Source organism: Streptomyces sp. NPDC005866 (assembly GCF_040629895.1).
Taxonomy (GTDB): domain Bacteria; phylum Actinomycetota; class Actinomycetes; order Streptomycetales; family Streptomycetaceae; genus Streptomyces.
The window spans coordinates 385,455-400,810 of the sequence record NZ_JBEXWP010000001.1 but is presented as its reverse complement, the minus strand read 5'-3'; the positions used below and the strand labels follow the sequence as shown (position 1 = coordinate 400,810).

The following is a 15,356-nucleotide window of genomic DNA, read 5'->3' as shown; positions in this document are numbered from 1 at the left end:
GTGGGCGTTGCGCCGCACGGGTGGCCTTTGGCGGCCCCCGCCGCCGTGTCGACCCCAGCCGACGGACCCCGTCCATTTCAGTGGGGTCCGTACTTCTGACGTACATGTGATCAACTCCAAAATACCCCCAAATGTGAACAGACCCCACCCGTGTCACCGGGCCTCCCGGAGGTAGCAGAGATGTCTCACCACGGCGCCGGACCCACGCCTGGCCGCAGCGCGGTCATGCGCTCGGTCGCGTTCCTGACCGCGGGCGCGCTCGCGGTGCCCTTCCTTGCGGGCTGCGGCTCCGACGACGAGGGGAGTAAGCCGCTGGCCGGACAGGACATCGCGGCGGTCGCCCGTGACGCGGTCGCCGAGGGCGGCACGATGAAGTGGGCCGTGGACGCCGTGCCGGAGACCCTGAACACCTTCCAGGCCGACGCCGACGCGGGCACCACCCGGGTCGCCCAGGCCGTCCTGCCGTCGATGTTCATCATGGACGCCGCCGGCCGCCCGGTCCGCAGCCCCGACTACCTGGAGTCCGCGAAGGTCATCGAGACCGAGCCGCGTCAGGTCGTCGTCTACAAGCTCAACCAGCAGGCCGTCTGGAGCGACGGCCGGGAGATCGGCGCCGCCGACTTCGCCGCCCAGTGGCGCGCTCTGTCCGGCAAGGACTCCGCCTACTGGACCGCCCGCAACGCCGGCTACGACCGCATCGGCAAGATCGAACGCGGCGCCAACGACCTGGAGGTCCGGGTCACCTTCGAGCGGCCGTACGCCGACTGGAAGTCGCTGTTCTCGCCGCTGTACCCGAAGGAGGTCATGGGCACCCCGGACGCCTTCAACGACGGCGCCCGCAGGAAGCTCGCGGTCACCGCGGGACCCTTCCAGGTCGCGAAGGTCGACACCGCCAAGAAGGACGTGATCCTCACCCGCAACCCGCGCTGGTGGGGCCGCCCGGCCAAGCTCGACGAGATCGACCTGCACGCCGTGTCCCGCGAGAAACGGGCCACCTCGCTCGCCGCCGGCACGGTCGACGTCGCCGACATCGACGCCTCCGAGGCCCAGCGGATCATCATCGCCGGGCGGGACAAGGGCACCGGCCTGCCGCTGCAGGGCGCCGGGAAGACCTCCGCGAGGAAGCTGCGCTCCTGGGCGCTCACCCTCGGCATGGACGAGGAGAAGCTGCCCAAGGGACCGAAGAAGCTCCGCAAGACCATCTCGACGTGGCTGGAGCAGCAGCAGGAGCTGCGCGACGTCGAGGTCCGCAAGTCCCTGGAGCCGGCCTACACACAGCTCGCCCTGAACGGCTCCGCGGGCCCCCTCGCCGACGAGCGGGTGCGCCGGGCCGTCGCCCGCGCCCTCGACCGCCAGACGCTCGCCAAGCTGGTGCTCACCCCGCTGGGTCTGCCCGCGGTGCCGGTCGGCAGCCACCTCGCCGTGTCCGGGCAGAGCGCCTACGCCGACAACAGCGGGGCGATCGGCAGCCTCGACACACACGAGGCGCAGGCGCTGCTCGCCGACGCGGGATGGGTGGCCGGCGGGCCGATCAAGACCGGGGGCAAGGCGGCCGGCGCGGAGGGCGAGAAGGGCGAGAAGGGCGGCAAGGGAAACAACGGGGACAAGAGCGATAAAGGCGACAAGAGCGACGACTCCGACGGCGGGAGTGACGGGCAGTACATCGTCGGGGAGGACGACAAGGCACCCGGCGGCAAGGAACCCGACGACAAGGACACCCGCGACCACCAGGAGGACCACGCCCACGGGGCGCCCGGGGCGTACGCGCCGAAGGGCACGGCCGCGCCCAAGGGGGCGCAGGCCGCGGCCGCTCCGCTGGCCAAGGACGGCAAGGCGCTGAGTCTGCGGTTCGTGCTGCCGTCGGGGCCGGGGTCGGAGACGCTCCAGGAGGTCGCCGAGCGGATCCGGCAGATGCTGACGACGGTGGGGATCCAGTCCGAGATCAGCAAGGTCTCCGACGAGAGCTACTTCAAGGACCACATCGCGTCCGGGCAGTACGACCTCGCGCTGTACTCGTGGCCGTCGTCCGCGTTCCCGGCCACGGACGCACGGCCGATCTACGCGAAGCCGGTGCCGGCGGCCGACGGGTCGCTGAACATCGAGCAGAACTACACGAGGGTCGGCACCGACCAGGTGGACCAGCTCTTCGACCAGGCGCTCGGGGCGCTGGACGAGGACGAGGCGGCCGGGCTGCTGCGCAAGGCGGACTCGCGGATCTGGGCGTCGGCGGGATCGCTGCCCCTGTACCAGCGGCCGCAGATCGTGGGGGCCCGGAAGGGGCTGGTGAACGTGGGGGCGTTCGGGTTCCAGACGCCGGTCTATCAGGACATGGGGTTCCTGAAGAAGGGGGCGAAGGTGTCGGCGAGTCCGAGCAAGGGGTAGATCACCAAGGGCCGGACCAAGAGGCGGGGGAGCGGATTCGCGGTCGGGTGCGGGCGCATTGTGGCTGGTCACGCCGCTCCCCGCGCCCCGGAGAGGTCGGCTTGGCGAGCTCCTGCTGGAGAGGGCACGTACCATGGGGTGAGGCCGTGGCGTGTTCAGCCCGGCAGGGTGCGCGTAACACCGATGTACGCGCAAGCCCCTTCCTCACACTCCGGGAGTACGCCGCACCATGGCCACGCGCCACGACATCCGCAACGTCGCCATCGTCGCCCACGTCGACCACGGCAAGACGACCCTCGTCGACGCCATGCTGAAGCAGGCCGGTGCCTTCGCCGCGCACGCCGCCGAGTCGCTCGACGACCGCATGATGGACTCCAACGACCTGGAGCGTGAGAAGGGCATCACGATCCTGGCCAAGAACACGGCCGTGAAGTACCACCCGAAGGACGATGGCGAGGTCGTCACCATCAACATCATCGACACCCCGGGCCACGCCGACTTCGGCGGCGAGGTCGAGCGCGGTCTGTCGATGGTGGACGCGGTGGTGCTGCTCGTCGACGCCTCCGAGGGCCCGCTGCCGCAGACCCGCTTCGTGCTGCGCAAGGCGCTCCAGGCCCGGCTCCCCGTCATCCTGTGCATCAACAAGACGGACCGCCCCGACTCGCGCATCGACGAGGTCGTCAACGAGGCCTACGACCTCTTCCTCGACCTCGACGCCGACGAGGACCAGATCGAGTTCCCCATCGTCTACGCGTGTGCGCGTGACGGTGTGGCCTCGCTGACCAAGCCGGAGGACGGCACCGTCCCGGCGGACAGCGACAGCCTGGAGCCGTTCTTCTCCACGATCCTGTCCCACGTCCCGGCCCCCGAGTACGACGAGGCGGCCCCGCTCCAGGCGCATGTCACCAACCTGGACGCGGACAACTTCCTCGGCCGTATCGCGCTGCTCCGGGTCGAGCAGGGCGAGTTGCGCAAGGGCCAGACCGTCACCTGGATCAAGCGCGACGGCACGATGTCCAACGTCCGTATCACCGAGCTGCTGATGACCGAGGCGCTCACCCGCAAGCCCGCCGAGATGGCAGGACCGGGTGACATCTGCGCGGTCGCCGGTATCCCGGACATCATGATCGGCGAGACCCTCGCCGACCCCGAGAACCCCATCGCGCTGCCGCTGATCACGGTCGACGAGCCCGCGATCTCGATGACCATCGGTACGAACACCTCGCCGCTGGTCGGCCGCGGCGGCACCGGCAAGGGCGCGGACGCGAAGGCGGCCGTCAAGGACCGCAAGGTCACCGCCCGTCAGGTCAAGGACCGCCTCGACCGCGAGCTGGTCGGCAACGTCTCGCTCCGCGTGCTCGACACCGACCGTCCGGACACCTGGGAGGTCCAGGGCCGTGGCGAGCTCGCGCTCGCCATCCTGGTCGAGCAGATGCGCCGTGAGGGCTTCGAGCTGACCATCGGCAAGCCGCAGGTCGTCACCAAGCAGGTCGACGGCAAGACGTACGAGCCCGTCGAGCGCATGACGGTCGACGTCCCCGAGGAGCACATGGGCGCGGTCACGCAGCTCATGGGCGTCCGCAAGGGCCGGATGGACAACATGTCCAACCACGGCTCCGGCTGGGTCCGCATGGAGTTCGTGGTCCCGTCCCGCGGTCTCATCGGCTTCCGTACCGAGTTCCTGACCGGTACGCGCGGCACCGGCATCGCCCACTCCATCCACGAGGGCCACGAGCCGTGGTTCGGCGTCCTGACGACCCGTAACAACGGCTCGCTCGTCGCCGACCGCTCCGGCGCCGTCACCGCGTTCGCGATGACGAACCTCCAGGAGCGCGGCGTGCTGTTCGTGGACCCCGGCACCGAGGTGTACGAGGGCATGATCGTCGGCGAGAACTCGCGCTCCGACGACATGGACGTGAACATCACCAAGGAGAAGAAGCTCACGAACATGCGGTCCTCGTCGGCCGACTCGTTCGAGGCGATCGTCCCGCCGCGCAAGCTCTCCCTGGAGCAGTCGCTGGAGTTCTGCCGTGACGACGAGTGCGTCGAGGTGACCCCGGAGGCCGTTCGGATCCGCAAGGTGAACCTGGACGCGCGTGAGCGGGCCCGCGCCGCCAGCCGCGCCAAGCACGGCTGACGCACACCGTTCCGGCACGATGCCGGGCACTCCGCGATACGGAGTGCCCGGCATCGTGCTGAGCGGACCCATAGGGAAAACCCTAATTCTCGTCGTGGATCCGTAAGGGCGGACCGCACGGCACTACGCTTCTGGCAACATGTCCCATCTGTGTCCAAGCGCACTTTTCGGGATTCTGCAACTGGATTTCATCCGAGTCGAGTTCGGTAAACGAACATGCGGGCCCGATAGGTGTGTAACAAGTCCGTTTCGCAGGGATCTTTCTGCAAACCCTTTGTCCGGATTTTGGAAGATGTTCGCGTCAGGTGTGATCGAACCGAGACCTTATGAGTGTGGTTCGGTCATGGCGCATGGCAGATAGTTAGGCGCGTAGAGCTCGGATCTCCGGGTCATGCGCTGGGTGGCGCTGGCCTGCGGGCGCGGGGAGTACACCTCACGGTTTCAGGCGCCGGTGACGGCGAAGTGTCGTGTGCTTCCTTCTGCGGTGAATCAATGGACTCATGAGGAGGAGCCCCATGCGTGGTGCCAAGAGCGCCAAGTGGGTTGCGATAGCCGCCGTAGTGGCGCTGGGTGCGACGGCCTGTGGCGGCGGGGGGGACACCGGCAGCTCGGGCAGTGGCAAGGGCAACGGCGTCGTGTCGGTGGAAATCGGCGAACCGCAGAACAGCCTTGTTCCCACCAACACGTACGAGACCGAGGGCGGCCAGGTCATCAACGCCCTCTTCACGGGCCTGACCAAGCTTGACGCCGACAACAAGGTCGTCAACGCCATGGCGGAGTCGGTCGAGTCCAAGGACAACAAGGTCTGGACGATCAAGCTCAAGTCGGGCTACACGTTCCACAACGGCGAGAAGGTCACCGCCCAGTCCTTCATCGACGCCTGGAACTACGGCGCCAACCAGACCAACGCCCAGCAGACCAACCCGCTGTTCAGCCACATCCAGGGCTACGCGGACCTCAACCCGGGCGAGGGCAAGAAGCCCTCGACCGACAAGCTGTCCGGTCTGAAGGCGGTCGACGACAACACCCTCCAGGTCACCCTGACCGGCGCGTTCTCGGCGTTCCCGTCGCAGCTGTCCTTCACCGCGTTCGTGCCGCTGCCCAAGGCGTTCTTCAAGGACCCGAAGGGCTTCGGCGAGGCCCCGATCGGCAACGGCCCCTTCGAGATGAAGGGCAAGTTCAAGCACAACGAAGAGATCGACGTCACGAAGTACGACAAGTACCCGGACGCCTCGAAGATCGAGGTCAAGGGTGTCAACTTCAAGGTCTACTCGAACCTGGACACCGCCTACAAGGACGTCGTCGCCGGCAACCTCGACACCCTGCTGACGATCCCGACTTCGGGTCTGCCGACGTACCACAAGGACCTGGCGGGCCACTACCTCGACGAGGCCGACTCGGCCGTCGGTTACATCGGGTTCCCGATCAAGTACAACAAGGCCTTCCAGAACGCTGATCTGCGTAAGGCCATCTCCATGTCGATCGACCGCAAGACGATCTCGGACAAGGTCTTCCTCGGTTCCCGTACGCCCGCGGACGACTACATCAGCCCGATCATCGACGGCTACCGCAAGGGTGCCTGCGGCGAGGCGTGCACCTACAACCCGTCCAAGGCCAAGCAGCTCTACAAGGTGAGCGGCGGCCTGCCGGGCAACACGCTGGAGATCGGCTACAACGCGGACGGCGGCCACAAGGAGTGGGTCGAGGCCGTCGCCAACCAGATCCAGCAGGCCCTCGGCGTCAAGGTGACGGCCAAGCCGTTCGAGCAGTTCCAGACGATCCTCAACGACCTGGACGCCAAGAAGTACCAGGGTGCGTTCCGGATGGCCTGGAGCATGGACTACCCGGACATGGAGGACTACCTCCGTCCGGTCTTCTCCAAGGACGCCATCGCCAACGGTTCCAACTACTCGGGCTACGTCAACGAGGCCTTCGAGAAGCTCCTCGTCAAGGGCGACCAGGCCGCGACGCACGAAGTGGCCGTCAAGACGTACCAGCAGGCGGACGACATCCTGCTCAAGGACATGCCGTACATCCCGGTGTACTTCTACACCCTGAACACCGGCTTCAGCGACAAGATCAAGTCGATGAAGATCGCCGGTCACCAGATCCTGTGGGACACGGTCAAGCTCAGCTGACCGGGTTCTGAGCAGTTCTGACACAGAGCGGTACGGGGTGAGCAGGGGGAGCAACAGCCTTCCCCTGCTCACCCCTGCTGCCGCCTCCCGTCCGACCGTGCCGACCCCCCCGGCCACGGTCGGGCCGAGCACCCCCCTCTGGAGTACCCATGGGCCGATACGTCGTGCGCCGCCTCCTGCAGGTGATCCCTGTGGTGATAGGCGTCACGTTCATCATCTTCTGCCTGGTCTTCGCTCTGCCCGGCGACCCGATCCAGGCATTGGCCGGCGACAAGCGCGCCGACCCCAACATCGCGGCGATCCTCCGCGCGCACTATCACCTCAACGAGCCGCTCTACCAGCAGTACTGGCACTACATCAGCGGCGTCTTCACCGGTGACCTCGGCGAGACGTACAACGGACGTGCCATCTCGGACATCGTCTCCGAGCGGTTCCCCGTCACCCTGAAGCTGGGTCTGACGGCGTTCGCCATCGAGGCTGTCATCGGCATCCTCGCGGGTATCTTCTCCGCCCTGAAGAAGGGCAAGTTCATCGACAACGTCGTGCTGATCTCGACACTCGTGCTGATCTCCATCCCGGTCTTCGTGCTCGGCAGCGTGCTTCAGCTGGAGTTCGGCGTGAACCTGAAGATCACGCCGGTCGCCGGTATCGAGAAGGGCTGGCCGCAGAGCTTCATCCTGCCCGCCATCGTGCTCGCCTCGACGTCGATGGCCTACATCTCCCGCCTGGTGCGGACGAGCATGACGGAGTCGATCCGCGCGGACTACGTCCGTACGGCGATCGCCAAGGGTCTGCCGCAGCGGCGGGTCATCGGCGTGCACGCGCTGCGCAACTCCCTGATCCCCGTGGTCACCTTCCTGGGCTTCGACCTCGGCGCTCTCATGGGTGGCGCGATTATCACCGAACGCGTGTTCAACATGCCCGGTATCGGCGGTCAGTTGGCCCAGTCCCTCTATCTGCGCGAGCGGCCGGTCGTCGTCGGTCTGGTGACCCTGCTGGTGCTGATCTACCTGGCCGCCAACCTCCTCGTAGACCTGCTGTACGCCGTGCTCGACCCGAGGATCCGTTATGAGTGAGAAGACGATAGAGAGGCCCACCACCGACGAGGCCGCCATCGCCAAGGAGATCGAGGCCGAGGAGAAGGCCGCGGCTCGTCAGGCGAGCCTGCTCAAGGACGGCTGGGCGGATCTCCGCAAGCGGCCCATGTTCATCGTGACGGCCCTCATCATCGTGTGCCTGCTCGCCCTGGCGATCGCGCCCAGCCTGTTCACCCACCGTTCCCCGTTCTCGGACGGTTTCTGCCAGCTGCAGAACTCCATGAACGGGCCGTCGTCCGGGCACCTGTTCGGCTACGACGTCCAGGGCTGCGACATCTACACGCGGACCGTGTACGGCACCCGCAACTCGATCGTCGTCGGCGTGGTGACGACCGTGGTCACCACCCTGATCGGCGGTCTGCTGGGCATGCTGGCCGGTCTGGTCGGCGGCTGGATCGACGCCTTGCTGTCCCGGATCACCGAGGTCTTCTCGGCGCTCCCGCTCCTCGTCGGCGGCCTGCTGATCATGTCCATCTGGGGCGGCGGCGACGTGTGGTCGGTGTCGTTCATCATGGCGATCCTCGGCTGGCCCCAGGTCTTCAGGATCATGCGCGGCGAGGTCATCGGCAACAAGTACAACGACTACGTGATGGCCGCCCGGGCGTTGGGTGCCGACTCGTGGCGAATCGCGTTCCGGCACATCCTGCCGAACACCCTCGCCCCCGTCATCGTCATCACCACCATGAACCTCGGTGTCTACATCGCCGCTGAGGCCGCCCTGTCCTACCTGGGTATCGGCATCCAGTACCCGAACATCTCCTGGGGTGTCATGATCAGCGACGCCCAGGACCGGTTCCTGACGAACCCGCACGCGCTGCTGTTCCCGGCAGGTGCGCTGAGCATCACCGTGCTGGCGTTCATCGTGCTCGGCGACGTGGTCCGCGACGCCTTCGACCCCAAGACGCGCTGAGGGAGGCGTACGTGACCATCATCGACCCGACGGACGCCGTCCCGGCTCCCCGCCCCGGTGACCCGGAGCGAACCGGCCCACTGCTCGAAGTGCGCGATCTGCACGTCGAGTTCCAGACCCGTGAGGGCGTGGTCCGCGCCGTCAACGGCGTCAACTACTCCGTGAACTCAGGGGAGACCCTCGCCGTGCTCGGCGAGTCCGGCTCCGGCAAGTCCGTGACCGCGCAGGCGATCATGGGCATCCTGGACATGCCGCCGGCCCGCATCCCCAAGGGGGAGATCCGCTTCTACGGCCAGGACATGCTCACCATGTCCGACGAGGAGCGGCGCAAGCTGCGCGGCGCCCGGATCGCGATGATCTTCCAGGACGCGCTCTCCGCGCTCAACCCCGTGCTCAGCGTGGGATACCAGCTCGGTGAGATGTTCCGCGTCCACCAGGGCATGTCCCGCAAGGCGGCCAAGGCCAAGGCCGTCGAGCTGATGGACCGGGTGAAGATCCCGGCCGCCGCGGCCCGGGTGAACGACTACCCGCACCAGTTCTCCGGCGGTATGCGCCAGCGCATCATGATCGCGATGGCGCTCGCCCTGGAGCCGGACCTGATCATCGCCGACGAGCCGACCACGGCCCTCGACGTGACGGTCCAGGCCCAGGTGATGGACCTGCTCGCGGAACTGCAGCGCGAGTACCAGATGGGCCTGATCCTCATCACCCACGACCTCGGCGTCGTGGCGGACGTGGCCGACAAGATCGCCGTGATGTACGCGGGCCGGATCGTGGAGACAGCGCCGGTGCACGAGCTGTACAAGCGTCCCGCGCACCCCTACACCCGCGGTCTGCTGGACTCCATTCCGCGCCTGGACCAGAAGGGCCATGATCTCTACGCGATCAAGGGTCTGCCGCCCAACCTGCTGAAGGTGCCGAGCGGTTGCGCTTTCAACCCGCGCTGCGAAAAGGCACAGGACATCTGCCGCACCGACCGCCCGCAGCTGGTCCCGGTGACCGAGCAGGACGGCTCGGAACTGCCGGGCCGCGCCAGCGCATGCCACTTCTGGAAGGAGACGATCCATGGCTGAGTCGACCAAGACCGACGAGCCGATGGACGCGACGCCGAACGTCTCCGACGTCGAGGTCGCGGACGTGCACACCGAGGACGAGGCGGTCGCCGCCCTCGAGGCTCCGGTGGACCGGGGTGAACCGATCCTGCAGGTGCGCAACCTCGTCAAGCACTTCCCGCTGACGCAGGGCATCGTCTTCAAGCGGCATGTCGGCGCGGTGAAGGCCGTCGACGGTGTCTCCTTCGACCTGTACCAGGGCGAGACCCTGGGTGTCGTGGGCGAGTCCGGCTGCGGCAAGTCGACGGTGGCCAAGCTCCTGATGAACCTGGAACAGGCCACGGCCGGCGAGATCTTCTACAAGGGCCAGGACATCACCAGGCTCTCGGGCAAGGCGCTCAAGGCCGTCCGCCGCAACATCCAGATGATCTTCCAGGACCCGTACACCTCGCTCAACCCCCGGATGACGGTGGGCGACATCATCGGGGAGCCGTACGACATCCACCCCGAGGTGGCCCCCAAGGGGGACCGGCGGCGGAAGGTCAAGGAGCTGCTGGACGTCGTCGGGCTCAACCCGGAGTACATCAACCGCTATCCGCACCAGTTCTCCGGCGGACAGCGCCAGCGCATCGGCATCGCGCGTGGCCTGGCGCTCAACCCGGAGATCATCATCTGCGACGAGCCGGTCTCCGCGCTGGACGTGTCCGTCCAGGCCCAGGTCATCAACCTGATGGAGGGACTGCAGAACGAGTTCAACCTCTCCTACCTCTTCATCGCCCACGACCTGTCGATCGTCCGGCACATCTCGGACCGGGTCGGGGTCATGTACCTCGGCAAGATCGCCGAGATCGGCTCCGACGAGCAGATCTACGAGCATCCGACGCACCCCTACACCCAGGCGCTGCTGTCGGCCGTCCCGGTGCCCGACCCGCAGGACCGGGAGCGGCGCGAGCGGATCATCCTGACCGGCGACGTGCCGTCCCCGGCCAACCCGCCGTCCGGCTGCCGCTTCCGCACTCGCTGCTGGAAGGCCCAGGACAAGTGCGCCGAGGAGGTTCCGCTGCTGGCGATCCCCGAGCGCTTCAAGGCCTCGGACACCCCGGCGGCCCATGAGTCGGCCTGCCACTTCGCCGAGGAGAAGGACGTCGTCCACGTGGCCTGACGTCCCGACATCACTGCCACGGTTCCCGGTACCTTCTTCAGGGGTACCGGGAACCGGCACGTCCTGAGGAGACGGCCCGGATGCCGCACCATGTCGAGCTGCGGGTTCCTGACCTGCCCCGTGCCGCCGACGAATGGGGCTGGCTTCTGGGCCGGCTCGGCTACCGCACCTACCAGGAGTGGGCGAGCGGCCGCAGCTGGCGCATGGGCGCGGCCTACCTCGTCGTCGAGCAGTCGCCCGCGATGCGGTCCGGCGCCCACGATCGGATGCGTCCTGGTCTCAACCACCTCGCGTTCCACGCCGGACCGCCCGCACAGGTCGACGAGCTGGCGGACACCGCGCCCGCGCACGGCTGGTCGCCGCTGTTCACCGGTCGCTACCCGCACGCCGGCGGCCCGCAGCACTACGCGGCCTATCTCGTGAACACCGACGGTTTCGAGGTGGAGCTGGTCGCCGCCGACGGGCCACCGCCCGGCCTCACGCTGTGATCCGGGCCCGTGCCCAGTGGCACGCCACCTGTGCCCCGCCCGCTCCGCCCAGCACCTCCAGGTCCTGGCCTCGGCAGGCGTCCGCGACGCCCGCGCGGTCCGCCTCACCCCTCGCCAGGATCTGACAGCGGACGTGGAAACGGCAGCCTGCGGGGATGCGGGAGGGGTCGGGGGGTTCGCCGGTCAGCACCACGCGCTCGCCCGGCGCCTCGGGCAGCACCGACAACAGGGCCTGGGTATAGGGGTGCCGGGGAGCTGTGAGGACCTGCTCGACGTCGCCCGTCTCCACGATCCGGCCCAGGTACATCACCGCCACCCGGTCGGCGATGTTCCAGGCCAGACCGAGGTCATGGGTGACCACCAGTGCGGCCAGGCCCAGTTCGGCGCGCAGCCGCAGCAGCAGCGCCAGGATCTCGCCGCGCACGGAGGCGTCGAGGGAGGCCACCGGTTCGTCGGCGACGATCAGTTCGGGTTCGAGGACCAGCGCGCCGGCGATCACCACGCGCTGGCGCTGCCCTCCAGACAGCTCGTGCGGGTAGCGCAGGAAGAAGCGCTCCGGTGGACGCAGTCCCGCGTGGCCGAGCGCCTCGGCGACCGCCGCCCGCTCGTTTCCCGTAAGGCCGTGAATCCGCAGCCCCTCGGCCACGGCGTCGTACACCGTGTGCCGGGGATTCAACGAGCCGGTCGGATCCTGCAGCACCAGCTGCACCCGCCTGCGGTACGCCCTCAGCGCCCGCGAGGAGTACTCCAGTGGCTTGCCGGCGAAGGAGATCCGGCCCGCGGTCGGCGTCACCAGGCCGAGCAACGAGCGCGCCAGCGTCGTCTTGCCGCAGCCGGACTCGCCGACCAGCGCCACGATCTCCCCGGCCTGGATGTCCAGTTGGACGCCGTCCACGGCCCGGGCCCCCGGGGCGCCGTGGCGTCCGGGGAAGGCTACGTGGAGCCCTTGGGCGCTGAGCAGCGGTGGGGGTGTCGTCGTCATGAGGCGCTCCTGGTGTCCTCGGCCGCGGTGGTCGGTCCGGGCGCTGCCGCCCCTACGTGCACACAGGCGGCCCGGCGGCCCGGCCCGGCGTCCCGCAGCACCTGGTCCTGCGTGGCACAGAGGTCCAGTGCCACCGGACAGCGCGGATGGAACGCGCAGCCGGAGGGCAGTGCGGACGGGTCGGGCGGGTCACCGGCCAGGCCGCGCGGGGCGAACCGGGAGGCGGGGTCGCCGATGCGCGGGAACGCCGCCGACAGCGCCTTGGCGTACGGGTGCCGGGCGTCCTCGTAGACTCGGCGGGCGGAGCCCTCCTCGACGACGCGGCCCGCGTACATCACCATGAGCCGGTCGCAAGTGTCGGAGAGCACCGCCAGATCGTGGCTGATCATGATCAGGCCCATGTCCTGCTCCGCCACGAGCTGTTCGATCAGCCGCAGGATCTGCGCCTGGATCATCACGTCCAGGGCCGTGGTCGGCTCGTCCGCGATGATCAGCCGTGGGTCGCAGGCCAGCGCCATGGCGATCATCACCCGCTGGCGTTGCCCGCCGGAGAGCTCGTGCGGGTACGCGGAGGCGCGGGACGCCGGCAGACCTACGTGGTCCAGCAGTTCGCCGGTCCGTCTGCGTGCCGCGGCCGCCGTCGCCCTGCGGTGCAGCAGGATCGGCTCGGCGATCTGGTCGCCGACGCGGTGCACCGGATTGAGCGAGTGCATCGCCCCCTGGAAGACGATCGAGGCGCCCGCCCAGCGCACCGCCCGTACCTGCCCCCAGCGCATGGTCAGCACGTCCTCGCCGTTCAGCACGACCTCCCCGGACACCCGCGTCCCGGCCGGCAGCAGCCTGAGCAGCGCGAGGGCCAGCGTGGACTTGCCGCAGCCCGACTCGCCCGCGATGCCGAGCTTCCGTCCCGCCGCCAGCGACAGGTCCACGCCCCGCACCGCGACCGCTCCGCCGGGGTAGGTCACCTCCAGGTTCCGGACCTCCAGCAGCGTCAACGGGCCACCCCCAGCCTGGGGTTGAGGACGGACTCCACAGCTCGCCCGCACAGCGTGAACGCCAGTGCGACCGCCGCGATCGCGATGCCCGGCGGCACCAGATACCACCAGTCCCCGGCGCTGACCGCCCCCGCCTCCCGCGCGTCCTGCAGCAGCCCGCCCCACGAGATGACCGTCGGATCACCGAGGCCGAGGAAGGCCAGCGTCGCCTCGGCGAGGACGGACGAGGAGATCATCAGGGTGGTCTGGGCGAGGACCAACGGCATCACGTTGGGCAGCACATGCCGGGTCATGACGTGCCAGTGGCCGCCGCCGAGTGCCCTGGCCCGTTCGATGTACGGCCGGGACTCCACCGCGAGCGTCTGCGCGCGCACCAGCCGGGCCGTCGTCGGCCAGGAGGTGACGCCAATGGCGAGGATCACCGTGCCCAGCGACCGGGACATCACGGTGGCCAGCGCGATGGCGAGCACCAGCGCCGGCATCACCAGGAACCAGTCCGTGATCCGCATCAGCACGGTCGCGTACGCCCCCCGGAAGTGCCCGGCGGTGACGCCGACGACCGTACCTATCACCACCGACAGCACCGCCGCCAGCAGCCCGACCAGGAGCGAGATCCGGGACCCCCACACCACGAGGCCCAGCAGATCACGCCCGAAACGGTCGGTGCCCAGTGGGAACTCACCGCTCGGCGCCTCCAGCGCACCGCCCGGCGCAGTGGTCACCCCGGCCACGCCGGAGCCGACTGTCAGCGGCGCGGTCAGCGCCACCAGGGCGAACAGGACGAGCGCGGTCAGGCCGACCAGTCCGGCGTGGTGTGTACGGTACTGCCGCCAGAACCGTACGGCGGAGCGGCGGCGCCGCTGCCAGGCCAGCGTGTGCGGTCCGGCGATCTCGGGAGCCCCGGCTTCCGGCGCCGGCGGGGTGGCCTCGGTCGTCATCGGCCCACCCGGGGGTCGAGCAGCGGATAGACCAGGTCGGCCAGAGTGTTCATGATGACCACCGCCGAGGCGAAGAAGAGGAACAGCCCCTGCACCAGGGGCAGGTCGGGCACGCTCAGGGCCTGGTAGAAGAGTCCGCCGAGGCCCGGCCAGGAGAAGACGGTCTCAACCAGGATGACGCCCGCGACGGTCCGGCCGAGGTTGACGAAGACCAGGGTGACGGTGGGCAGCAGCGCGTTCGGTACCGCGTGCCGGCGGCGCACCAGGTCGTCCCTCAGGCCCTTGGCGCGGGCGGTCGTGAGGTAGTCGCTGCCCATCTCGTCGAGCAGTGCCGAGCGGGTGACCAGCAGCGTCTGCCCGTACTCGACCGCGACGAGGGTGAGCACCGGCAGGACGAGATGGTGGGCGACGTCGAGGACGTAGGCGAAGCCCTCCTTGCCGCCCGTTTCCATGCCGCCGGTCGGGAACAGCCCGGGGACGGGGCCGAGGCCCACGCCGAACACGATGATCGCCAGCAGGCCGAGCCAGAACGACGGGACGGAGTACAGGACCAGCGCCAGGCCGGTGTTGAGCCGGTCGCCGGGCCGGCCGTGCCGCCATGCCGAACGGGTGCCGAGGAACATGCCGAGCGCGGTGTAGAGCATGAAGGCCGTGCCGGTCAGCAGCAGCGTGTTCGGCAGCGCCTCGCCGATCTTGTCGACGACCGGGGTGCGGAACTGGTACGACGTGCCCAGGTCGCCGGTGAGCGCCTTGCGGCAGTAGTCCGTGAACTGCTCCCACACCGGCAGGTCGAGCCCGAACTCCTTGCGGTACTCGGCCAGTTGCGCGGCCGAGACCGGACGGCCGCCGGTCATGGTCTTGACCGGGTCGCCGGGGATCAGCCGGAAGAGGAAGAAGCCGGTGACGAGGACGGCGAGCAGCGAGACGGCGGCACCGCCCGCCTTGGCCGCCCCGTAGCGTAGATACGCGGCGGCCGTGCGCGCCCGCGGTCTGCTGGCCGCCGGACCGTCCGGAACCGGTACGGCGTCCGTGTCGACCGACGCGGATGCCGCGTCGCGAGCAGTCGGCTGCATGG

General features: G+C 68.7%; 12 protein-coding genes. 8 read left to right on the top strand and 4 right to left on the bottom strand.

What is annotated here, in order from left to right; translation table 11 throughout:
* The first annotated feature begins 180 nt into the window (after positions 1-180).
* The 8 genes from ABZ396_RS01895 to ABZ396_RS01860 all read left to right on the top strand — a co-directional run bounded on the left by ABZ396_RS01895 (position 181) and on the right by ABZ396_RS01860 (position 11,366).
* Entirely contained in the window at positions 181-2,382 is a 2,202-nt protein-coding gene (locus tag ABZ396_RS01895) for an ABC transporter family substrate-binding protein (RefSeq protein ID WP_358919497.1), read from the top strand.
* A gap of 229 nt (positions 2,383-2,611) precedes the next feature.
* Positions 2,612-4,519 (top strand): translational GTPase TypA, encoded by a 1,908-nt coding sequence (gene typA / locus ABZ396_RS01890; RefSeq protein ID WP_358919495.1) that lies wholly within the window; start codon positions 2,612-2,614, stop codon positions 4,517-4,519.
* 515 nt (positions 4,520-5,034) lie between these two features.
* Positions 5,035-6,657, top strand: coding sequence for an ABC transporter substrate-binding protein (locus ABZ396_RS01885; protein ID WP_358919493.1), 1,623 nt, complete (start codon positions 5,035-5,037; stop codon positions 6,655-6,657).
* A gap of 149 nt (positions 6,658-6,806) precedes the next feature.
* Entirely contained in the window at positions 6,807-7,733 is a 927-nt protein-coding gene (locus ABZ396_RS01880; RefSeq protein WP_358919491.1) for an ABC transporter permease, read from the top strand.
* Complete coding sequence (locus ABZ396_RS01875; RefSeq protein WP_358919489.1) at positions 7,726-8,664, top strand: ABC transporter permease; 939 nt, start codon at positions 7,726-7,728, stop codon at positions 8,662-8,664. Before ABZ396_RS01880 ends, ABZ396_RS01875 begins: the two co-directional genes overlap by 8 nt.
* An 11-nt stretch (positions 8,665-8,675) precedes the next feature.
* The gene (locus tag ABZ396_RS01870) at positions 8,676-9,737 is read left to right on the top strand and encodes an ABC transporter ATP-binding protein (RefSeq protein WP_358919487.1); all 1,062 of its coding nucleotides are present in this window, start codon (positions 8,676-8,678) and stop codon (positions 9,735-9,737) included.
* Complete coding sequence (locus ABZ396_RS01865) at positions 9,730-10,878, top strand: dipeptide ABC transporter ATP-binding protein (protein ID WP_358919486.1); 1,149 nt, start codon at positions 9,730-9,732, stop codon at positions 10,876-10,878. Before ABZ396_RS01870 ends, ABZ396_RS01865 begins: the two co-directional genes overlap by 8 nt.
* A gap of 80 nt (positions 10,879-10,958) precedes the next feature.
* On the top strand, positions 10,959-11,366 hold the full coding sequence (locus ABZ396_RS01860; RefSeq protein WP_358919484.1) for a VOC family protein: 408 nt from the start codon (positions 10,959-10,961) through the stop codon (positions 11,364-11,366).
* Here ABZ396_RS01860 and ABZ396_RS01855 read toward each other — a convergent pair.
* The 4 genes from ABZ396_RS01855 to ABZ396_RS01840 are packed head-to-tail and all read right to left on the bottom strand — an operon-like array spanning position 11,356 to position 15,354.
* Entirely contained in the window at positions 11,356-12,348 is a 993-nt protein-coding gene (locus tag ABZ396_RS01855; protein ID WP_358919482.1) for an ABC transporter ATP-binding protein, read from the bottom strand. The genes ABZ396_RS01860 and ABZ396_RS01855 overlap by 11 nt on opposite strands.
* Positions 12,345-13,343, bottom strand: a complete 999-nt coding sequence (locus ABZ396_RS01850) for an ABC transporter ATP-binding protein (protein WP_358919480.1) — start codon at positions 13,341-13,343, stop codon at positions 12,345-12,347. Before ABZ396_RS01850 ends, ABZ396_RS01855 begins: the two co-directional genes overlap by 4 nt.
* On the bottom strand, positions 13,340-14,281 hold the full coding sequence (locus ABZ396_RS01845) for an ABC transporter permease (RefSeq protein WP_358919478.1): 942 nt from the start codon (positions 14,279-14,281) through the stop codon (positions 13,340-13,342). The genes ABZ396_RS01850 and ABZ396_RS01845 overlap by 4 nt, the downstream gene beginning before the upstream one ends.
* Positions 14,278-15,354: an ABC transporter permease gene (locus ABZ396_RS01840; protein ID WP_358919476.1), complete on the bottom strand. Its 1,077-nt coding sequence runs from the start codon at positions 15,352-15,354 to the stop codon at positions 14,278-14,280. The genes ABZ396_RS01845 and ABZ396_RS01840 overlap by 4 nt, the downstream gene beginning before the upstream one ends.
* Positions 15,355-15,356: the final 2 nt, after the last annotated feature.